The sequence below is a fragment of the Caballeronia sp. 11_S32 genome (assembly GCF_056930355.1).
This window is the reverse complement of sequence record NZ_JBXOWH010000004.1, coordinates 966,814-987,589: the sequence shown is the minus strand read 5'-3', so window position 1 is coordinate 987,589 and position 20,776 is coordinate 966,814. Positions and strand designations below refer to the sequence as shown.

Here is a 20,776-nt window from a genome sequence, read left to right as displayed (position 1 = left end):
CAAACGCCTAGTCCGGCCAGGGCCGCTATTTTACCCGCTCGCCGTTGTGCGGCGCATTACTGTGTTACTGGATGACGCGCGATACGCCGCGTCCGCGCGGGTCGGACATCGGTTCGGGCTTGTCGCCGTCGATGCGGATCGCCTGGATGTCGCCGTTGAAGCCCTGCATCGTGAACTTGTAGCCCTTCGCTTCGAGCTGCTTCACGACTTCGGGATCGAGCTGGTGAAACGGCTCCTGATAGATCGTGTTCGGCGGCAACAGCTGATGATGAAAGCGCGTCGCGCCCACGGCTTCGGGCAGCGGCATGTTGAAGTCGTACACGTTCGTGATGACCTGGAAGATCGACGTGAAGATGCGCGAGCCGCCCGGCGTGCCGATCACCATCGCGACCTTGTCGTCCTTCGTGAGGATGGTCGGCGTCATCGAAGAAAGCGGGCGCTTCTTCGGCGCGATGGAGTTGGCATCGCTGCCGACGACGCCGAACATGTTCGGCACGCCCGGCTTCGACGCGAAGTCGTCCATTTCGTCGTTGAGCACGACGCCCGTGCCTTCCGCGATCACGCCCGCGCCGAAGTAGCCGTTGATCGTGTACGTGTTCGACACCGCGTTGCCCCATTTGTCGACGACCGAGAAGTGCGTCGTCTCCGCCTTCTCCGGCATGGACGTGCCGAGGCCCGGCTGCACGCTCTTCGTGTCCGAAGGCGTATCGGGATTGACCTCCTGCGCGCGCTTCAGGATGTAGTCGTCGTTGACGAGCTGCGCGACCGGCACCTTGTAGAAGTCCGGATCGCCGAGATACTGCGCGCGATCCGCGAACACGCGCTTCTCGATCTCGGACACGAGATGGATGTACTGCGCGGAATCGAGCGGCACGTCGGTGAACTTGTCCTTGAGATCGGCCTTCATCTTCAGCAGCTGCACGAGCCCGATGCCGCCCGAGCTCGGCGGCGGCGCGGTGATCACGCGGTAGCCGTTCCAGCTCGCGGTGATCGGCTGGCGCCACACGGCCTTGTAGTCCTTCAGGTCGCGCTTCGTGATGAGGCCGTGGCCTTCCATCGATTTGGCGATGAGATCGGCCGTGTCGCCTTCGTAGAAGCCTTTCGCGCCTTTGTCGGAAATGCGTTGCAGCGTCTTCGCGAGATCCGGCTGCCTGAACACTTCGCCGGCCTTCATGCCGCCGAAATAGAGGTCGAAGTTGGTCTTGCCGGCGAAATCCTTCGATGCCCTGTCGCGGCGCGCGATCAGTTGATCGTCGACGGTGAAGCCGTCCTGCGCGTACTTGATCGCGGGCGCGAGCACCTGCTTCCACTTCAGCTTGCCAAAGCGCTTTTGCGCCTCCCACATGCCGTCGACGGTGCCCGGCACGCCCACCGCGCGATGCCCGTAGAGGCTCATGCCTTTGATGACCTCGCCCTTGTCGTCGAGATACATGTTGCGCGTGGCGGACATCGGCGCGCGCTCGCGATAATCGAGGAAGTACGGACGATGATCGACATAGAGCGTCATGAAGCCGCCGCCGCCTATATTGCCCGCTTCCGGATACGTGACGGCGAGCGTGAAAGCGATCGCGACGGCTGCATCGACCGCGTTGCCGCCTTGTTTGAAGATCTGCTCGGCGGTGTCGGCGGCGTATTTATCGGCGACCGCGACTGCCGACGCGGTCAGCACTTGCGGCTGGTTCTCCGCGGTTTTCGCGTACGCCGGCGCGGTCTCGACGAATCCCGCCGTGATGAGCGCGGACGCGGCGATCGCGCTGAGCGCGAGCGAGCGCAACCGCGGTGTTTGTTTCAAAAGCATCTCCTGCGATCTCCTTTGTTACGTGCGACGAAAGACTAGACGCTTGTATACCACGACGAGCGCGGCGCGCCCGATGACGCGGCGCAGCGATCAGGGCATCAACTGGCCGCCGTTCACGTCGATGATCTGTCCGGTCACGTAGCGCGACATCGCTTCCGATGCGAGATAGAGGAACGCGCCGCTGCAATCGTCGGGTTCGCCGATGAAGCCCATCGGAATGGATTTGCGGAAGGATTCGAGCTGCTCGGGCGACGTGAAGCGCTCCTGGAACGGCGTCTGGATCACGCCCGGCGCCACGGCATTCACGCGGATGCGCTCCGGCATCAGCTCCTTCGCCATGCCTTTGGTGATCGTGCTGACGAAGCCTTTGGACGCCGCGTAGAGCAGCGCGCCCGGGCCGCCGCCGTTGCGCGCCGCAACAGACGTCACGTTGATGATCGAGCCGCCGCCGCCCGAGCGCAGCGACGGCAGCGCCGCGCGCGTGAACGCGACGACCGAGCGCGCGTTGATGTGCATGATTTCGTCGAAGAGCTCGTCGCTCGCGGACGCGATCGGCTCGCGCTTCACGAGGCTGCCCGCGTTGTTGATGAGCACGTCGATCTTGCCGAAGGTCTCGACGACCTGCGCGACGGCGGCGTCGATGGCTTTCGAATCGCGCACGTCCGCGCCGACGGTGATCGCCGTGACGCCGAGCGCGCGCACGTCCTTCGCGACTTCCTCCGCCTGGTCCTTCGAGCTGTTGTAGTGCACCGCGACATTCGCGCCATATTGCGCGAACGCGCGCGCCGCCGCCGCGCCGATGCCCGTGCTCGCGCCGGTGATGAGAATCGACTTGCCTTTCAGATCGTGCATGAGTGCTCCGTATGGAATGAAGTTTGAAGCGGTTGCCACAAACGAGAGTATGAAGCGAAGCGCGAAAGTGCGTTCGGCGGCGAGGGCGCCGGAAGGTGCGCGACAGCATGCCGAGATACGGGGACGGATCAAGGCCGGGCACCATCGGCTGCGCGTGCGTGTCGAAGAAGGCGCGGGCAGGGCGCCCGCACCATTCCCGAGGAGACAGACATGGCATCGCAAGTCGATCCGATTCCGGAAGACCGTCACGGCGTGATTCCGTACATGGCGGTGGCGGGCTGCGCCAGCGCTATCGACTTCTATACGAAGGTGTTCGGCGCGACCGAAACGTTCCGCATCGAGCAGCCGGACGGGCGCGTCGGCCACGCGGAGTTGTCGATCGGCGGCAACGTGATCTATCTGTGCGACGAGTTCCCCGACTACGGCACGGTCGGCCCGCTTTCGGTCGGCGGCACGCCGGTGATGCTGCATCTCTATGTGAAGGACGTCGACGCGGTCGCGCAACGCGCCGTCGACGAAGGCGCGACCATCCTGCGCCCGGTCGAGGACCAGTTCTACGGCGACCGCGGCGGCAAGCTGCGCGACCCGTTCGGGCACGTATGGTGGATCGCCACGCACATCGAGGATGTGTCGGCCGACGACATGCGCGAGCGCGCGCGCAAGCTCTTCGGCGGCTGATGCGCGCGAGGCGCGTCAGTCCGCCGCCAGCGGCGCTTCCTCGGACTCGGACGCTTCGAACGAATAGTGCTCGACGACGCGCTTCACCGAGCTCCGGAACGCCGCGACGAGATCCGAGCGGATGCCGCTGCTCGGATACGACAGCGCGTACTCGTACTCGATGTCGGTCTCGAACGGCCGCACGACCACGCCATGCGGGCGCCAGACCTTCGCCGCGAACGGCTCGACGATCGAAATGCCGAGGCCGCCCGCAACCATCGCGTAGCGCGTGTGCGCGGTGTCGGTGAAGACCGTGTAGCGCGGCCGGTCCTCGGTGGAGGAAATGAGCGTTTGCTCCGCCTCGTAAGGCTGGCGCGAATTCGGCAGCCAGCCGATGAGCTTCTCGCCGCGCAAGTCGGCCGGACGCACGATTTTCTTTTTCGCGAGCCGGTGCGTGGCGGGCATCGCGCACGATGCCGGCGCCTTGAGCAGCGTCTCCACTTCGATCCCGGCGATCGCGGGAAACGCGAGGCTCAGCGCGACATCGGCCTTGTGGTTCTGCAGGTTGACGAGCACTTCGGGCACTTTCACCGAATCGACCTTGATCGGCACGCCGGGATGGCGCTCGGTGAAATCGGCGAGCACGGGCGGCAGGAGCGTCGTCGCGAGCACGGGCGTGCACGCGACGGTGAGGCCGTCGGACGCTTCCTCGCGGATCATGTCCGCGACCTGCTTCAGGCGCTCCAGACCGAGAAAGTTCTCCTCGACCGACTTGTAGAAGCGCAGGCCGGCGGTCGTCGGATTCAGGCGTCCGCCGATGCGCGAAAACAGGCTGAAGCCCAGATCGGCTTCGAGATCGGCGATCAGGCGGCTGATCGCGGGCTGGGTCACATGTAGCTTTTTTGCTGCGCCGACACTGGTGCCGGTCATGATGAGGCTGCGAAAGGCCTCGATCTGGCGAAAACGGATCATCGTGCTAACGGCTCTAGAGCGGCTGTTGAAACGTATAGGGCGACGCAGATCTTATAGGAAACAAATACTTGCTGCCTCAAACCCGCACGGCGGGCAGTGCGTGCCGCATGCGTCGCGTCAAGGAACCGAACGAGTATTCGAAAAATTTAGTGACTATAAGCACATGTGAGTGGCATCCGCCTTATTGATGCGAAATACTCGCCGCCAGCCTGAACGCGACTGAAAGCGCTCGTGCAAGCTAAATGTGTCCGGTTCGAAGCGCCAGCGCGAAGACAGCGCCGCGCGCCGGACCGGGTTAGAAAGCATTTCGTTAGTTTTGCGAAATTGAGGATTGCCGCTTTGTTTATCGAGATCAGGATAAACAAGCCGGACCGCAAGGATAACGAAAGACAACAATTGACAAAACGAGACAAAGAAGAGGACTCCCCATGACGTTTTTTGCCGTTCCCCACGCATCGATCCGGCGCACGAAGCTCGCCGCGGCGGCGGCCTTGCTTGCGCTGTCCGCATTGAACGCCACGGCGGCGATCGTGCCGCCCGGTGTGACGCTTGCCGCGAAGCAGGAACTCGTGCGCAACAACGGCTCGGAGACCGAGACGCTGGACCCGGCGATGACGGAATCCGTGGGAGCCTACAACCTCACGAGCGACCTGTTCGAAAGCCTGACCGCCACCGACAACGATGGCAAGGTCGTTCCGGGCGTCGCGGAGAAATGGGAGCAGAAGGATCCGACGACCTGGATCTTCCATTTGCGCAAGAATGCGCGCTGGTCGAATGGCGACGCCGTCGGCGCAAACGATTTCGTGTATGGCATCCAGCGTTTCGTCGATCCGAAAACCGCGTCGTCCTACGCAAACGTTTTCGGCGTGTTCCTGCTGAACGGCGCCGATGTCACCGCGGGCAAGAAGCCGGTCAGCGCGATCGGCGTGCGCGCGCTCGACGCGTCCACGGTCGAGGTCAAAACCTCGGGCCCGGTGCCGTTCCTGCCCGAACTGATGTCGAATCCGAACCTCGGGCCGGTGCATCGCGCGAGCGTCGAGAAATACGGCAAGAACTGGACGAAACCCGGCAATCTCGTGAGCAACGGTCCGTTCCAGCTGAAGGACTGGCAGGTCAACAGCAAGATCGTGATGGTGAAGAACCCGAACTACTGGGACAAGGCCAACGTGCAGTTGACGCAGGTCACCTATTTGCCTGTCGAGGACGAGAACACCGACGTGAAGCTCTTCCAGTCCGGCGAAAACGACATGACGTATCAGATGCCGACCGGCACCTACGCGAAATACCGCCAGCAGTTTCCCAACGACGCACGCAACTCGCTGATCCTCGGCACGCGCTACTACGGCTTCAACAATCGCGATCCGCTGCTGAAGGACGTGCGCGTGCGCAAGGCGCTTTCGATGGTCGTCGACCGCGATCTGCTGGCCCAGCGCGTGACCGCCGATGGTCAGATTCCCCTTTACTCCGTGCTGCCGAAGGGCGTGGTCGGCGCGGACGTGACGAACTACGAATGGGCATCGTGGCCCATGGCGAAGCGCGTCGAGGAAGCGAAGAAGCTGCTCGAACAGGCGGGCGTGAAGCCCGGCACCAAGCTTCGTTTCGCGATGAACACGAGCGACTACAACAAGAAGATGGCGATTTTCGTGGCGTCGGAATGGAAGTCGAAGCTGGGCCTCGCAACGGATATCGAGGCGATGGAGTTCAAGGTGCTGCTGAAGAGGCGCCACGAAGGCGACTATCAGATCGCGCGCAACGGCTGGGTGGCGGATTACAACGACGCCACGACTTTCCTGCAGCTCGTGCAATGCGGATCGGACCAGAACGACAACTTCAACTGCAACCCGAAGGCGGACGCGCTCATCAAGGAAGCCAGCCAGACCGTGGATCAGGGCAAGCGCACGCAACTGCAAACGCAGGCCGCCAATATGATCATGGACGACTACCCGTTGCTCCCACTCCTGCAATACGGTCTGCCGCGCCTCGTGAAGAGCTATGTGGGCGGCTATTCGCTGAAGAACCCGATGGATCGCTACCACAGCAAGGATCTCTACATCGTCAGGCACTGACATTACTGACCTAAGCGAAGGGGAACGCTCATGTGGTCTTACACGTTGCGTCGCGTGCTGCTCACGCTGCCGACGCTCCTGATCGTCGTCACGGTCTGCTATCTGCTGCTGCACGCCACGCCCGGGGGGCCGTTCGACGGCGAGCGCGCGGTGCCCGCCGAAGTGCTCGCCAATATGCAGGCGAAGTATCACCTCGGCGAGCCGTTGTGGAAGCAGTATCTGCTCTATCTCGACGGCCTTCTGCACGGCGATCTCGGCGCGTCGTTCCGCTATGCCGACTGGAGCGTAAACGACCTCGTGCTGCGCGCGCTGCCGGTGTCGCTCACGATCGGCGGCGTGTCGATGCTGCTCGCCATCGTGATCGGCGTCGCGCTCGGCATCGCGGCGGCGCTCTATCGGAACAGCATCGCGGACTATGCGCTCATGCTCGTCAGCAACGCGGGCAACGTGTTTCCGTCGTTCGTGCTCGGGCCGGTGCTGATCCTCGTGTTCGCGATCCTGCTGAAGTGGCTGCCGGCGGGCGGCTGGAACGGCTTCCAGCTGCGCTACATGGTGCTGCCGGTCGCGCTGCTCGTGATGATCAACGTCGCGACGGTGGGGCGCGTGACGCGCGCGAGCCTGATCGAAGTGCTCAACACGAACTACATTCGCACCGCGCGCGCGAAGGGCTTGGCCGTGCACACCATCATCCTGCGTCATGCGCTGAAGCCGACGCTGATTCCGGTCGTCTCGGTGATCGGCCCGCTCGCGATCTCGTCGATCACGGCGGCGGTCGTCACGGAGTCGGTGTTCTCGCTGCCGGGCATCGGCAAGCTGATCGTGAACGGCGCCGCGAACCGCGATTACACGCTGGTGCTCGGCCTCGTCGTGCTCGTGACGGTGGTCGCCGTGCTGCTCAACCTGCTGGTCGACCTCGCGTATGCGTGGCTCGATCCGAAAATCCGCTACTGAGAGGGCGCGCGATGAAATCTGCTTCACTTGCACCCATGCTCGACAAGGCGGTCGCGGGCCGCAGCCCGTGGCAGGATGCGCGTGCGCGTTTCCTGCGCAACAAGGCGGCCGTCGTGAGCCTCGTCCTGCTCGTGCTGATCACGCTCGCGTGCGTCATTGGGCCGTGGCTGTCGCCGAACGCGTTCGATTCCACCGACTGGAACGCCACCAGCGTTGCGCCCACGCTCGAGAACTGGCATTTCTTCGGCACCGACGACACCGGCCGCGATCTCTTCGTGCGCTGCCTGATCGGCGGCCGCGTGTCGCTGATGATCGGCGCGCTCGCCACGTTGACATCCGTCACGCTCGGCATCCTGTGGGGCGCGATCGCGGGCTTCGTCGGCGGCCGCGTCGATAACGCGATGATGCGCATCGTCGACATGATGTACGCGATTCCGTACTTGCTCATCGCGATCCTGATGGTGACGCTGCTCGGGCGCGAGTTCTATCTCGTCGTTGTCACCATCACGGTGTTTTCGTGGATGGACATGGCGCGCGTCGTGCGCGGCCAGACGCTTTCGATTCGCTCGAAGGAGTATGTCGAAGCGGCGCGCGCGATCGGCGTGCCGACCTCGCGCATCATCCTGCGGCATGTGGTGCCGAACCTGCTCGGCATCGTCGCGATCTATACCACCGTGACCGTGCCCGCCGTGATTCTCACGGAATCGGTGCTGTCGTTTCTCGGCCTCGGCGTGCAGGAACCGATGACGAGCTGGGGCGTGCTGATCCAGGACGGCGTCGGCGTGATGGAATCGTCGCCGTGGATTCTGCTGTTTCCGGCGGCGCTTTTGTCGATCACGCTTTATTGCATCAACTTTGTCGGCGACGGGCTGCGCGACGCGCTCGATCCGAAGGACAGGTGAGCCATGCCGCTACTCGAAGTCAAGGACCTGCAGGTCGAATTCAGGACGCACGACGCCACCGTGCGCGCCGTCAACGGCGTGAACTTCACGCTGGAGGAGGGCGAGACGCTCGGCATCGTCGGCGAATCGGGCTCGGGCAAGAGCCAGAGCGTGCTCGCCATGCTCGGGCTGCTCGCATCGAACGGGCGCGCGAGCGGCAAGGCGCTGTATCGCGGCGAGAATCTCATTGGCATGCCGCATAAAGCGATGAACCGCATCCGCGGCAATCGCCTCTCGATGATCTTCCAGGACCCGATGAGCTCGCTCAACCCGTATCTGACGATCGAGCGGCAGATGACGGAAGTGCTGGAGCTGCACAAGAACGTCACGCGCCGCGAAGCGAAAAAGCGCGCGATCTCGATGCTCGAAGCCGTGCGCATTCCCGAGGCGGCGCATCGCATCGGGCAGTATCCGCATGAGCTGTCGGGCGGCATGCGCCAGCGCGTGATGATCGCGATGGCCTTGCTGTGCGAGCCCGAAGTGCTCTTCGCCGACGAGCCGACCACCGCGCTCGACGTCACCGTGCAGGCGCAGATACTCCAACTGCTGCGCAATCTGCAGCATGACTTCGGCACGTCGATCGTGCTGATCACGCACGACCTCGGCGTCGTGGCCGGACTGTGCGAGCAAGTGATGGTGATGTACGGCGGCCGCGTGATGGAGCAGTGCGACGCGGCCACGCTGTTCGCGAAGCCTTCGCATCCGTACACCATCGGGCTGCTGCGCGCGCTGCCGCGTCTCGATCACGACGGCGGCGAGCTCGCCGGCATTCCCGGCAATCCGCCGAACATGGCGCACCCTCCGGCGGGCTGTCCGTTTCACGAGCGCTGCGCCGATGCGAGCGACCAATGCGCGCATGAAGCGCCCGCGCTGCAAGCCGTCGATGGCACGCGTTGGCTGCGCGCATGCCATCGTCCCATCGAGGCGATGAAAACCCGTTATCAGGAAACGAGCCATGTCTGACGCGACGATCCTCTCCGTGCGCGACATGCGCGTGCATTTTCAGGTGAAGGCCAAGAGCCGCCTGCCGTGGGCGCCGCGCCGCACGCTCAAGGCGGTCGACGGCGTCAGCTTCGACCTGAAGGCGGGCGAGACGCTCGGCGTCGTCGGCGAATCGGGCTGCGGCAAGTCCACGTTGTCGCGCGCGATCCTGAACCTGATTCCCGCTACCGCCGGCGATATCGTGTGGATGGGTGCGAAGCTCTCGGGCGCATCGAAGCGCGAATGGCATCGCGTGCGCGGCGACGTGCAGATGATCTTCCAGGACCCGCTCGCGTCGCTCGATCCGCGCATGACGATCGGGCAGATCATCGCGGAGCCGCTCGCCGAGCATCGGCCGGGCATGGGCAAGCGCGACATCGAAGAACGGGTGCGCGCGATGATGGCCAGGGTCGGCTTGCGCGAAGAGATGATCAACCGCTATCCGCATGAATTCTCGGGCGGGCAGTGCCAGCGCATCGGCATTGCGCGGGCGTTGATCGTCGAGCCGAAACTCGTTATCTGCGACGAGCCGGTATCCGCGCTCGACGTTTCCATTCAGGCGCAGATCGTCAACCTGCTCAAGTCGCTGCAAAAGGAGATGAAGCTTGCCCTCATCTTCATCGCGCACGATCTGGCCGTGGTGCGCCACATTTCCGATCGCGTGATGGTCATGTATCTCGGCCGCGTGATGGAGCTCGCACAGAAGCACGCGCTCTACGACACGCCGCGCCATCCGTACACGCGCGCGCTGCTTTCCGCCGTGCCGGTGCCGGATCCGGCGGTCGAGCGCGGCAAGGTCGTGCAGATCCTGTCGGGCGATATTCCGAGCCCGATCGATCCGCCATCGGGCTGCGTCTTCCATACGCGCTGCCCGATCGCGCAGCCGCGCTGCTCGCGCGAAGTGCCCGCGCTGCGCGCGCTCGGAGCGGATGCGGCGGCGGCGTGCCTCCTTGCGTGAGCCGATAACGCGTTCACGCCCATAACAAGATCAATGACATTCGAGGACACGACTTCCCCGCAATAAACACCGCCCGATGACCCAGGCGCCCCGCGCGCCGCGCGCCTTTCGCTCCGTTCGCCACATCGCCTGTACGCCTCGACGGCATGCGTCGCCAGGTGAGGCGTTTGGCAATCCTGAGTTTCGATCAAGCCGTCAGAAGTTGAATCAAAATTGGAGATACTTTTTCGTGAAAAAACAAAAACGTTCACTCGCGCTATCGATTTTGCTGTTCAGCGGTTTCATGGCCGCCGCGTTCGCCGCGCACGCCGATGAAACCGATGCCCAGCCGCCGTCGCGCCATACGGAGGCGCCGCCGGATTCGCCGCCGAACACCGAAGCGGACGCGCCGGTGAGCAGCCAGGCGAAGTCGAAGGGTTTCATCGAGGATTCGCATCTGAACCTGTTGCTGCGCTCGTTTACCGAGCATGACGAGTTCAAGGGCGCGGGCAAGAAGGACGCGTGGGTGCTGGGCGCGCAGGCGGTGTTCGAATCCGGTTATACGAAGGGACTGATCGGGCTGGGCGGCGACGTGTCGCTCTTCGGCGCGTTCAAGCTGAACGGCGGCGTCGGAGCGGGCAATCGCGTGCACGTGGGCACGGACGGCGGCGGATCGAATCAACTCGCATGGGCGTATCCCGGCGTGTGGGATGTGAAGGCGCGCGTGTCGAACACGGTGCTCAAGTACGGTCAGCAGCTCTTCGACAATCCGTTCCTCGTACCGCATGACAACCGCGCATTGCCGCCGACATACCGCGGCTTCTCGCTCGCGAGCGACGAGATCAAGAACCTCACGCTGAAGGCCGGCACGGTGGACGGCGTGATTGCGCGCGGCATGACCACCGTTACCGGTCTCACAACCGAGTACGGCGGCACGCACGTCTCGCAGTTCACCTACTTCGGCGGCGACTGGACGCGCGGTGACGATACGGCCGTGTCGCTCTACGGCAGCGTCGCGAACAACGTGTGGCAGCAGTATTACCTGACCGCGACGCAGAGCATCGGCGATCCGAAGTCGATTCGCTGGACCGGCGCGTTGAACTACTACTACACGGGCGCGATCGGCGACAAGCGGCAGGGCCCGATCAACAACAACGCGTATTCGCTCGCGTTCGCCGGCACGCACGGAGCGCATACGCTGCAGTTCGCGTTCCAGCAGATCGTGAGCAACCAGACCTTCGACTACATGGGCCAGTCGGCGGGCGACTATCTGTCGAACTCGCTCGATGTCGACTACAACCAGCCGCACGAAAAATCCGTGAGCCTGTCGTACACGCTCAACATGAAGGACTACGGTGTGCCGGGCCTCAAACTGACGATGTGGAGTGCCTACGGCTGGGGCGCCGATGGCACGTCGATGGCCTACAGCGGCAACTCGCAGGCAGGGCATTACTGGTCGGGCGGCGCGGTGGGCGAAGGTCAGCCAATCGGCGGCACGCACTACGAATTCGGCGTGATCCCGAGCTACACGGTGCCGGACGGCAAGTTCAAGAACACGTCGGTCAAGTTCTACTACATGCACCATCACAGCAACAGTGCGTACTATCCGGATGGTTCGAGCGACGTGTACCGCCTGATGGTCAACGTGCCCGTGAACGTCTTCTAAAGCTCTCGAAGGCGGCGCAGTGTAAACCCTACAAAAATACCCATTTACATTACGTTTATCTTTCATTTATAAAGAGAGTGCGTGCTGCGGATTGCCATGTCTCGCCCACGCTCATCGCCCGGCAGGCCTTTCTCTGCCGGGCTTTTTTTTGTCTGCTCGATGCAACCCACTGCAGCTTTCATGCGCTTACGAACGCGGCTTTCATAAGTGAAAACCCCGCGGTTTCTTTCGCTTGACTTACTTGATATATCACATATTGTGTATATCGACGACGAATGAAAACCGTCGCGGGAGGCGCCGTTCGGCGTCCGCATACACAAGGCAAAGTTGCCAAGGAGACAGGCATGGGAATGAACCAGAGTGACCGCCAGGAAGGAGCGTCGCGTCTAGCGTCGCCGTGGGTGCAGTTGGTTTTCGGCGTGATTTGCATGGCGATGATCGCCAACATGCAGTACGGCTGGACACTCTTCGTCAATCCGATCGACGAGAAGTATCACTGGGGTCGCGCGGCGATCCAGGTGGCGTTCACGATCTTCGTCGTGACGGAAACATGGCTCGTGCCGATCGAAGGCTATCTCGTCGACAAGTACGGACCGCGCCCTGTCGTGGTCGGCGGCGGCCTGCTGTGCGCGATCGCGTGGGCGATCAACTCGGTGGCGTCGTCGTTGCCGCTCCTGTACTTCGCGGCGGCGGTGGGCGGCGTGGGCGCGGGCGCGGTGTACGGCACCTGCGTCGGCAATGCGCTCAAATGGTTCCCGGCGCGGCGTGGACTGGCGGCGGGCATCACGGCGGCGGGCTTCGGGATGGGCTCGGCCGCGACCGTCGTGCCGATCGCGCACATGATCAAGTCGAGCGGCTACGAAGCGACCTTCCTGTGGTTCGGCCTCGGCCAGGGGCTCATCGTGTTCCTGCTCGGCATGGCGCTCTTTGCGCCGCCCGCGCAGATGATCGCGTCGGTGAAGAGCACGGTGAAGGCCGCGGTCTACAACGCGAGCCCGAAACAGGTGTTGCAGTCGCCGATCTTCTGGGTCATGTACCTGATGTTCGTGATGATGGCCGCCGGCGGCCTGATGGCGACCGCGCAGCTCGGGCCGATCGCGAAGGACTTCGGTCTGCACGATTCGCCCGTGTCGATCCTCGGTCTGACGCTGCCCGCGCTGACCTTCGCGCTCACGATCGACCGGGTGCTCAACGGCCTGACGCGGCCGTTCTTTGGCTGGGTATCGGATCGCATCGGGCGGGAGAACACGATGTTCCTCGCCTTCGCGATCGAAGCGGTGGGCATCGTCGCGTTGTCGAAGTATGGGCATAGCCCGGTCGCGTTCGTCGTGCTGACGGGCATCGTGTTCTTCGCGTGGGGCGAAATCTATAGTCTGTTCCCGGCGACGTGCGGCGATACCTTCGGTCCGAAGTTCGCGGCGACCAACGCGGGTCTGCTCTATACGGCGAAGGGCACGGCCGCGCTTCTGGTGCCGTTCTCGAGCGTCATCACGACGATGACCGGAAGCTGGCACGCGGTCTTCATGCTCGCGGCGGGCATGGCGGCGATCTCGGCGCTGCTTGCGATCTTCGTGCTGAAGCCGATGCGCAATGCACATTCGCAGAAGCACGCGCGCAGTGCATCGCTGGACATGCCGTACACGCCATTGAAGGAATGACGTCGAGGGCATGACGCAGGCAGGGCGGGCGACCCGGCGTGTCGCCCGCTTATAGTTATCGAGCTTGCGCTTGTCCGCTGTTTGCGACTGATGATGCGGCATGTGAGCCGCATCGCGGATGCGCGTCTTGTCGTGCCGCCGGCAGATGGTCTCCTCGCTCCCTTATCCCGTGATTCATCCCCGTGGTTCGAGCGCTCCCGGGACGCTACGGCGACGCGCGAAACGAAAGCAGATGACGCCTCGGATTGGATGCGCCGCGCTCGTCGTCGCGATACGCGAGGCGCGGCACGCATGCATCGATGCTGGCGGCCCGCGCCCGAAATGCCAACGCGGACGCCGGCGCGACGAGAGCGAGAAGTGCCAGACCCAGATAAGCGTTCATGCCTGTCTCCATCCGATGCCGGTTCGATGATGCCGCCGGCGGTTGCACAATGAACATAGTGTCGTCGTGCGCGGCGGGCGGGCAAACCCGGCTCGCGCGGGGACGGCGCGATTATTCAGGAGACAGACGAAGCGAGCCCCGCATGCGGAGGGGCGAACGCTCAGAAGCGCGTGCCCACGCTGCAGCCGCCAAAGCCGCCGCCGTTGCTCGCGAAGAGGCCGCAGCCGAAGAGGCCGCAGCCGGAAAGGGCAAGGCACGCGGCCACGAGAACAGCGGCGGCGCGAAGAAAACGAAAGTGCTTCATATCGACATCGGAATAGGGAAAGGCGGGCGCGATTCTCGCCGACCACGCCTGCGCCGATGTCAAAAAAAGTCGCCGCCTCAGCCCGGCTTGCCATCCTCGCGCGGCCTGAAGAGCGGCGCCGCATACGCCGCGACATATAGCGCGAACGCGAGCGCCCAGCAGATGCCCGCGGCGAAGATCCATGTCGTGTGCCACGAGGGCGCGGCGAGCGGTCCGAGCACGCGCAGCGCGCCGGCCGCCATCACGAGCGCGTAGCACGCGACATCGCGTTTGTCCGCGACGAGCGGCCGCCCCGTATGCCCGCGCGCGGTGCGCGTGATCATCGCGATGATCGCGCCGCCGATCGCGCCGGTGGCGAACGCATGCATCGCGAGGCTGTGCGGTACGCGCGTCCATCCGAGCGCGGACAGCGCGAGCAGCGCGAAGCCGACCGGCAGCCATGCATAGGCGAGATGCAGGATCGCGAGAATCGGCCGGCCGCGCACGGCGTACGATCGCCAGCCGATCATCCGCGCGAGATGCACGCCGCACGCTAAGAGGGCGAGCGGCGCGACGATCGCGCCATCGAGCGCGAAGGCGTCCGCGAAGAACGCCGCGAGCGTGAGCGGCGCGATCGTCAGTTCGACGAAGCGCCAACGCCGCGCGACGAAGCCGGGAATTGCGTTGGCGGTGAACATCGGGATCACGCGGCCACCGATCACGCCGACGAGCAGCACGACGATGCCCGCCGACGCGTACACGGCGCGCATCGCGAGATCGGGGCCCGCGTCGATCGACAAGGCGTGGAATGCGGCATTCAGCGCGCCGAACGCGAGCAGCACGACCGCGATGAAGTAGTTGCGCCGGTTGCCCGCTTTCACGAGCACGCGCAGCAGCAACAGCGCGGCGGCCGGGAGGAATGTACTGTCGACGATCGCGGCGGGCAGCGCCGGGCCGCTCCACGCGAGCACGCGTCCGGCGAGCCAGAGGAGCACGAGCGCGGCGAGCGCCGCGCCCTTGGCCGTGTCGCGGCCGGTCCACGCGCGCACGGCAGTCAGCAGAAAGCCGACGATGATCGCCGCCGCGAAGCCGAACACCATTTCGTGCGCGTGCCAGCCGATCGGGTCCGCGCGCAGCAGGTAGCCGCCGCGAACCGGCACGCCCGACAGCACGAGCATCCACACGGTCAGCGCGAGCGCGCCGAAGGCCGCGCCGCACAGATACAACGGCCTGAAGCCGAGATTGAGCAGCGCCAGGCGCCGCCGATGCTTCGGTTCGCGCCTCTCGGGCGCAGCGACGAAAACGGCATTGGGTTCTGCGATCTTCATGACATCCTCACGATGAAACCGTCGTGCGCGCGAGCGCAAGGAGCGCAAGCGAGCGCACGCACAAGTAACCGATTAGCAGATTCGCGCCGACGAACATCGGCAGCGCGAGCGCGCGCGCGGCGGGCACGCCGGCGAGCGCGAGCTTCACGCACGCGAGCGTCCCCGACGCCGCGCCGAAGCTGTATGCCCACCACGAATGCGCGAAGGGCTGAGCGCCGAGCCACGATTTGAGCCGCAAGCCGACGAGCAACTGGAAGAGTCCGTAGCCGAGCAGCATGACGAGCCACCGGCTGGCCGCGCCCGGCTCGACGGCGAGCACCGCCGCCGCGCACACGACGGGCGGCGCGAACTGGATGCCGACGAGCGAACGCTCCGCGACCGGCATCGGCTCGCGGTGCCACAGCCTGCGCAGCACGAGCGGTTCGAGCGCGAGCCACGAGAAGACGCCGGCGCCGAGCAGCAGCCACGCCCAGTCGGCGGCGCCGAGCGCGCCGAGCGCGGCCGCGCCGGTGAAGTTGCCGGCGACGGTCGGCAGATAGATCGTCGGCGCGGTATCGGCGACTTCGCGGCCGCCTTGCCACAGCACGCCGGTGTGCCACGCGGAAAACGCGAGATGCCACGCAATGCCCGCGAGCGTCAGCAGCGATGCAAGCGGGCGCGAATACGGCAGCACGGCCTGCGCGACGAGAAAAGTGGAGATGCCGATGAGCGCGGGCGTCGCGCCGCCGACCGGATGCGCGAATTCATCGGCGACGCGCGCCGGGTCGCGCAGCGCATGCGCGCCATAGGCGAGCACGAGCGCGCCCCAGACGAGCGTCGCGACGGCGAGCACCGCTTCGCCCGCCACGGCCGGCGCGTTCCATAGCCGCACCGCGACGCGCCACGATTGCCCGAGCCCGGACAGGCCGAGCACGATGCTGAAGAGCGAAGCGGGGACATGGGAGCGGTTCACGGTTTCATCGCCTCGATCAGTGAGGAATCGGCTGCTTGACCGGATCGGCCTCGCCGACGAGCGCGAACACGAGCAGCTTCGCCGGCTTCGTCGCGCTCGCGTTCTTCGAGACGACGTGATGCGCGCCCGGCGGCTCGTACCACGATTCGCCCGGGCCGTAGGTCTTCGCGGCCGAGCCTTCGAGCTGCGAGGTCACATGGCCTTCGAGGACGTACGCGAAGATCGACCCCGGATGCATGTGCGCTTCGGACGCCTGGCCCGGCTTGTACGCGACCGTCGCCATCAGCACGTTCTTGCGGGCTGCTTCGGGAATGGCCTGCTTCATGACCGGCGTGACGGTCTCCGCGTCCTTCGTGTCGTGCGCCGAGGCATGCGCCGCACCGATCGTCAGCGCGGCCGCCACAAGGAGAATGCTGCGAATGCTCATGTCGATGTCCTCACGCGGGCGTCTTGCGGAACGCGATCGCGAAGCGGTTCCAGCTGTTGATCGCGCACACGAGCAGCGTCAGGTCGGCGATTTCCTCGTCGCTGAAGTGCGGCCTCACGGCTTCCCATACGACATCGGGCACGTGGTCTTGCGAGATCAGCGTCAACGCCTCGGTCCATTCCAGCGCGGCGCGTTCGCGGTCGGTGAAGAACGGCGTTTCGCGCCACACGACCACGGTTGCGAGACGCCGGTCCGTCTCGCCGCCCTTGCGCGCATCGGTCGTGTGCATGTCGACGCAGAACGCACAGCCGTTGATCTGCGAAGCGCGCAGGCGCACCAGCTCGGTCAGCGATTTTTCGAGCGCCGACTTGGCGATGCGCTCTTCGACGCCAACGAGCGCCTTGATCGCGGCGGGGCTGGCCTTATAGAAATCGAGACGTTGTTCCATGGAAGTATCCTCTTTGCTTGGTTTCGGAAGGTGCGCCACATCGGCGCGGCAAGAGAAGATTAGGCCTCGGAGCGGTCATTTGAAATGACCGGTTTTCAGGAATTTTGGGTGACCAGCGAAGCGTTTCGAAGCGGTTGCCGCGCGACGCTGGAACACAAAAAAACCCGCGGGCGAATGCGCCGCGGGTCGAGAGGGCGCCGTGTTCCGCGCGAAAATCAGTCGAGCGCCGTGGCCGGGCCGAAGAACTCGTAGCGGCTCTGCGCGTCGGGCACGCCGAGCGCCTTCAGATGCTTCTTCACGGCCTTCATGAATGCCTTCGGTCCGAGGAAGTACGCGTCGACATCGCGGTTCTTCGGCAGCCAGGTGTCGAGCAGCTTCTCGTCGACGAAGCCGATGCCGTGCGCTTCATGATCGCCGTCGCGCTTGTGCTCGTAGCAGTAAAAACGCTTCAGCTGCGGATGACGCGCCGCCAGATCCTCGATGACCGCACGGAACGCATGCACGCCGCCGTGCCGCGCCGAGTGGATGAAGTGGACCGGGCGCTTCGTTTCGAGCGCGGCCTGCAGCATCGCGAGCGTGGGCGTGATGCCGACGCCGCCGCTGATCAGCACGAGTGGCTTGTCGCTCTGTTCGAGCCGGAAGTCGCCGGCGGGCGGATAGAGATCCAGCACGTCGTTCTCGCGCACGTTCTCGTGCAGGAAGTTCGACACCTTGCCGTTCGTCTCGCGTTTCACGCTGATGCGGTATTCGCGGCCATTGGGCGCGGCGGAGAGCGAGTAGTTGCGGCGCAGTTCTTCGCCGTCGATGAACATGCGCAGACCGATGTACTGGCCCGGATGGAAGTCGAGCAGGGCGGCGCCGTCCTCGGGCACGAGATAGAACGACGTGATTTCATCGCTCTCCTTCTCCTTGCGCGCGACTACGAAGCGCCGCGTGCCGCGCCAGCCGCCCGGCGCCTTTTCGCGCTCGCTGTAGATGCCTTCCTCGAGCCCGATCAGCAGATCGGCGAGCTGCCCGTAAGCGGCTGCCCACGCATCGATGACCGCGTCGGTGGCGATTTCCTCGCCGAGCACCTCGCGGATCGACTTGAGCAGGCAGGTTCCGACGATCGGATAATGCTCCGGCTGAATGTTCAGCGCGACGTGCTTGTTGATGATCTGCCCGACGAGGCCGCCGAGCTTTTCCAGTTCGTCGATGTGACGTGCGTACATCAGCACGCCGTTGGCGAGCGCGCGTTGCTGCGCGCCGCTCGCCTGGTGCGCCTGGTTGAACATCGCGCGCACTTCCGGGTACTCGGTGAACATCTTGTTGTAGAAGTGCCTGGTGAGCGCCTCACCGCCGCTTTCGAGAAGAGGGACGGTTGCCTTGACGATGGCACGGTGTTCTGCTGACAGCATTCTTCGGTTCCTCGTGTGATGAAGGCGGAAGCGGGGCGCTTCCGCGTCGAAATCTTCGGCACAATCTTATACACGAACCGTGCCAAGGTAGAATCGTCGATAAATCAATTGCTTAATGTTTGCCATGGTCGATTCGACTCTAGTCAAAAAGACTGCTGAAGTAGTCGCAATGACTTCACGGGTGCTGCTCGATGCCCTCGTTCCGCTGATCGAGGACCTGTCGAGCGAGATGCCCGACACCGAGCGCTACAGGCGTCTGCTGCACACCTTGCGCGCGCTGTTTCCGAGCGACGCCACCGCCCTTTTGCGGCTCGATGGCGACACGCTCGTGCCGCTCGCCATCGACGGTCTGTCGAGCGATACGCTCGGCCGGCGCTTTCGCGTGAGCGAGCATCCGCGGTTCGCGCGCATCCTCGCGCGCGAGGAGCCGACGCGCTTCGCCGCGGGCTCCGATCTGCCCGATCCCTACGACGGACTCGTGAAAGGCGTGAGCGGACATCTGGAGGTGCACGATTGTCTCGGCTGCCCGCTCATCATCAAAGGGCACGCGTGGGGATTGCTCACGCTCGATGCGCTCGATCCCGCGCGCTTCGACGGCATCGACATGGCCTCCCTCCAGGCGTTCCTCAGTCTCGCGGCGGCGACGGTGAGCGTGTCCGAGCGCATCGATACGCTGGCGCGAACGAGCGAGGCCGAGCGACAGCGCGCGGAGGTGTACCGGCAGGCGAGCGGGCCGCGCCGGCGCGAGATGATCGGCAGCAGCGGGCCGCACAACCGTCTGCAGGAAGAAATCGCGATCGTCGCGTCGAGCGATCTCACGGTGCTCATCACCGGCGAGACGGGCGTCGGCAAGGAACTGGTCGCGAGCGAAATCCACGCGCTGTCGCCGCGGGCCGACAAGCCGCTCGTCAGCCTCAACTGCGCGGCGCTGCCCGATACGCTCGTCGAAAGCGAGCTGTTCGGGCACGTGCGCGGCGCGTTTTCGGGCGCGTCGTCGGACCGGCGCGGCAAATTCGAGCTCGCCGACGGCGGCACGCTCTTTCTCGACGAAGTGGGCGAACTGCCGCTGCCCGTGCAGGCGAAGCTCCTGCGCGTGCTGCAGAACGGCCAGTTGCAGCGCATCGGCTCGGACAGCGAGCACAAGGTCGATGTGCGGCTGATCGCCGCAACCAATCGCGATCTCGCCGAGGAAGTGCGCGAAGGGCGCTTTCGCGCGGATTTTTATCACCGGCTGTCGGTGTATCCGCTCGTCGTGCCGCCGCTGCGCGAGCGCGGGCGGGACGTGCTCCTGCTCGCAGGCTACTTTCTCGAAGAGAACCGTTCGCGCCTCGGCCTGCTCAGCCTGCGTCTTTCCCCTGACGCGCAGGCCGCGCTGCTCGCGTATCGCTGGCCCGGCAACGTGCGCGAGCTGGAGCATCTCGTCGGACGTAGCGCGCTCAAGGCGCTCGCGGCGCATCGGGAGCGCCCGCGCATCCTCACGCTGACGGCCGCTGATCTGACGCTCGCGGGCGACGGCGCCACCGCGCCGGATACGCCGCCGACGATGCCATCGCCCGCGCCGGGCGCGGACTTTCGCGAAGCGGTGACGGTCTACGAGCGCACGCTCATCCTCGACGCGCTCAAGCGTCACGACCAGAACTGGGCATCGGCCGCGCGCGAGCTCGGCATGGATCGCGCGAATCTCAATCGCCTGGCGAAGCGGCTCGGTCTCAAATGACCGGTCCGCGCGGCGCCGGCAGCGCATCGCGTATCTCGAAATGATCGGTTTGGCGGCGCAAACCAACCTTCCATAATCCACAGCCGGCTGCCACAAGGCAATTGCTCATCTCAAAAAGATCCGATTCATTGTTCGAACGCAAAAAACGTTCAGGTGTGTCATACGCATCGATGTCACGCATTGAGACAATCTCAAAGCTGGGAAAAACGGGCTGTCTCTTCTAAGATCAGAAAAGCCAATCGCAACCCATCGGCGGCAAGACCATTGCAGTGCCATGAAGAACCGCGTCGGACGACACGCATGAAGCGTCCGGCAAATCGAACAACGGCAAATCGACAACGGGGGTTACGTGCGAAACGTGGC

20 protein-coding genes are annotated in these 20,776 nt (G+C 64.5%); 9 read left to right on the top strand and 11 right to left on the bottom strand.

The annotated features are described in order from the left end of the window. Window positions 1-64: 64 nt before the first annotated feature. Together ggt and AC1Z32_RS30645 are read right to left on the bottom strand one after the other, a co-directional pair. Window positions 65-1,798 carry a gamma-glutamyltransferase gene (ggt, locus tag AC1Z32_RS30650; protein ID WP_483482585.1) on the bottom strand — a complete coding sequence of 578 codons (1,734 nt, stop codon included), beginning with the start codon at window positions 1,796-1,798 and terminating at the stop codon, window positions 65-67. A 90-nt stretch (window positions 1,799-1,888) separates the two neighbouring features. Then, window positions 1,889-2,650, bottom strand: a complete 762-nt coding sequence (locus AC1Z32_RS30645; RefSeq protein WP_483482584.1) for an SDR family NAD(P)-dependent oxidoreductase — start codon at window positions 2,648-2,650, stop codon at window positions 1,889-1,891. Window positions 2,651-2,860: 210 nt separating this feature from the next. On the opposite strand from AC1Z32_RS30645, the gene AC1Z32_RS30640 reads away from it, so the two are divergent. Then, window positions 2,861-3,328 (top strand): VOC family protein, encoded by a 468-nt coding sequence (locus AC1Z32_RS30640; protein WP_483482583.1) that lies wholly within the window; start codon window positions 2,861-2,863, stop codon window positions 3,326-3,328. 15 nt (window positions 3,329-3,343) lie between these two features. Here AC1Z32_RS30640 and AC1Z32_RS30635 read toward each other — a convergent pair whose 3' ends face one another. Beyond that, window positions 3,344-4,237 carry a LysR substrate-binding domain-containing protein gene (locus AC1Z32_RS30635; protein ID WP_483482582.1) on the bottom strand — a complete coding sequence of 298 codons (894 nt, stop codon included), beginning with the start codon at window positions 4,235-4,237 and terminating at the stop codon, window positions 3,344-3,346. A gap of 470 nt (window positions 4,238-4,707) precedes the next feature. Here AC1Z32_RS30635 and AC1Z32_RS30630 point away from each other — a divergent pair, with 470 nt between their 5' ends. The 7 genes from AC1Z32_RS30630 to oxlT all read left to right on the top strand — a co-directional run bounded on the left by AC1Z32_RS30630 (window position 4,708) and on the right by oxlT (window position 13,479). After that, the gene (locus AC1Z32_RS30630) at window positions 4,708-6,345 is read left to right on the top strand and encodes a peptide ABC transporter substrate-binding protein (protein WP_483482581.1); all 1,638 of its coding nucleotides are present in this window, start codon (window positions 4,708-4,710) and stop codon (window positions 6,343-6,345) included. A gap of 30 nt (window positions 6,346-6,375) precedes the next feature. Next, on the top strand, window positions 6,376-7,296 hold the full coding sequence (gene oppB / locus AC1Z32_RS30625; RefSeq protein WP_483482580.1) for an oligopeptide ABC transporter permease OppB: 921 nt from the start codon (window positions 6,376-6,378) through the stop codon (window positions 7,294-7,296). A gap of 11 nt (window positions 7,297-7,307) precedes the next feature. Continuing rightward, the gene (locus AC1Z32_RS30620) at window positions 7,308-8,198 is read left to right on the top strand and encodes an ABC transporter permease subunit (protein WP_483482579.1); all 891 of its coding nucleotides are present in this window, start codon (window positions 7,308-7,310) and stop codon (window positions 8,196-8,198) included. A 3-nt stretch (window positions 8,199-8,201) separates the two neighbouring features. After that, window positions 8,202-9,200 carry an ABC transporter ATP-binding protein gene (locus AC1Z32_RS30615; RefSeq protein WP_483482578.1) on the top strand — a complete coding sequence of 333 codons (999 nt, stop codon included), beginning with the start codon at window positions 8,202-8,204 and terminating at the stop codon, window positions 9,198-9,200. Beyond that, the gene (gene oppF / locus AC1Z32_RS30610; RefSeq protein ID WP_483482577.1) at window positions 9,193-10,176 is read left to right on the top strand and encodes a murein tripeptide/oligopeptide ABC transporter ATP binding protein OppF; all 984 of its coding nucleotides are present in this window, start codon (window positions 9,193-9,195) and stop codon (window positions 10,174-10,176) included. The genes AC1Z32_RS30615 and oppF overlap by 8 nt, the downstream gene beginning before the upstream one ends. 229 nt (window positions 10,177-10,405) lie before the next feature. Continuing rightward, a complete protein-coding gene (locus AC1Z32_RS30605) occupies window positions 10,406-11,821 on the top strand; it encodes an OprD family outer membrane porin (protein ID WP_483482576.1) in 1,416 nt (471 codons plus the stop codon). A gap of 350 nt (window positions 11,822-12,171) precedes the next feature. Next, the gene (gene oxlT, locus AC1Z32_RS30600; protein WP_483482575.1) at window positions 12,172-13,479 is read left to right on the top strand and encodes an oxalate/formate MFS antiporter; all 1,308 of its coding nucleotides are present in this window, start codon (window positions 12,172-12,174) and stop codon (window positions 13,477-13,479) included. Window positions 13,480-13,684: 205 nt separating this feature from the next. On the opposite strand, the gene AC1Z32_RS30595 is transcribed toward oxlT, so the two are convergent. From AC1Z32_RS30595 to hmpA, 7 genes are all read right to left on the bottom strand, one after another. Continuing rightward, the gene (locus AC1Z32_RS30595) at window positions 13,685-13,861 is read right to left on the bottom strand and encodes a hypothetical protein (protein WP_483482573.1); all 177 of its coding nucleotides are present in this window, start codon (window positions 13,859-13,861) and stop codon (window positions 13,685-13,687) included. A gap of 160 nt (window positions 13,862-14,021) precedes the next feature. Further along, on the bottom strand, window positions 14,022-14,165 hold the full coding sequence (locus tag AC1Z32_RS30590; RefSeq protein WP_483482572.1) for a hypothetical protein: 144 nt from the start codon (window positions 14,163-14,165) through the stop codon (window positions 14,022-14,024). A 77-nt stretch (window positions 14,166-14,242) separates the two neighbouring features. Beyond that, window positions 14,243-15,472 (bottom strand): NnrS family protein, encoded by a 1,230-nt coding sequence (locus AC1Z32_RS30585; protein ID WP_483482570.1) that lies wholly within the window; start codon window positions 15,470-15,472, stop codon window positions 14,243-14,245. A 7-nt stretch (window positions 15,473-15,479) separates the two neighbouring features. Then, on the bottom strand, window positions 15,480-16,424 hold the full coding sequence (tehA, locus tag AC1Z32_RS30580) for a dicarboxylate transporter/tellurite-resistance protein TehA (protein ID WP_483482569.1): 945 nt from the start codon (window positions 16,422-16,424) through the stop codon (window positions 15,480-15,482). Window positions 16,425-16,440: 16 nt separating this feature from the next. Continuing rightward, complete coding sequence (locus AC1Z32_RS30575) at window positions 16,441-16,851, bottom strand: cupin domain-containing protein (RefSeq protein WP_483482568.1); 411 nt, start codon at window positions 16,849-16,851, stop codon at window positions 16,441-16,443. A gap of 10 nt (window positions 16,852-16,861) precedes the next feature. Continuing rightward, window positions 16,862-17,299: a carboxymuconolactone decarboxylase family protein gene (locus AC1Z32_RS30570; RefSeq protein ID WP_483482567.1), complete on the bottom strand. Its 438-nt coding sequence runs from the start codon at window positions 17,297-17,299 to the stop codon at window positions 16,862-16,864. 215 nt (window positions 17,300-17,514) lie between these two features. Then, window positions 17,515-18,696, bottom strand: coding sequence for an NO-inducible flavohemoprotein (gene hmpA / locus AC1Z32_RS30565; RefSeq protein WP_483482566.1), 1,182 nt, complete (start codon window positions 18,694-18,696; stop codon window positions 17,515-17,517). A 124-nt stretch (window positions 18,697-18,820) separates the two neighbouring features. Here hmpA and norR point away from each other — a divergent pair, with 124 nt between their 5' ends. After that, entirely contained in the window at window positions 18,821-20,413 is a 1,593-nt protein-coding gene (norR, locus tag AC1Z32_RS30560) for a nitric oxide reductase transcriptional regulator NorR (protein WP_483482565.1), read from the top strand. On the opposite strand, the gene AC1Z32_RS30555 is transcribed toward norR, so the two are convergent. Next, the gene (locus AC1Z32_RS30555; RefSeq protein WP_483482564.1) at window positions 20,406-20,594 is read right to left on the bottom strand and encodes a hypothetical protein; all 189 of its coding nucleotides are present in this window, start codon (window positions 20,592-20,594) and stop codon (window positions 20,406-20,408) included. The two genes, norR and AC1Z32_RS30555, sit on opposite strands and share 8 nt — an antisense overlap. Window positions 20,595-20,776: the final 182 nt, after the last annotated feature.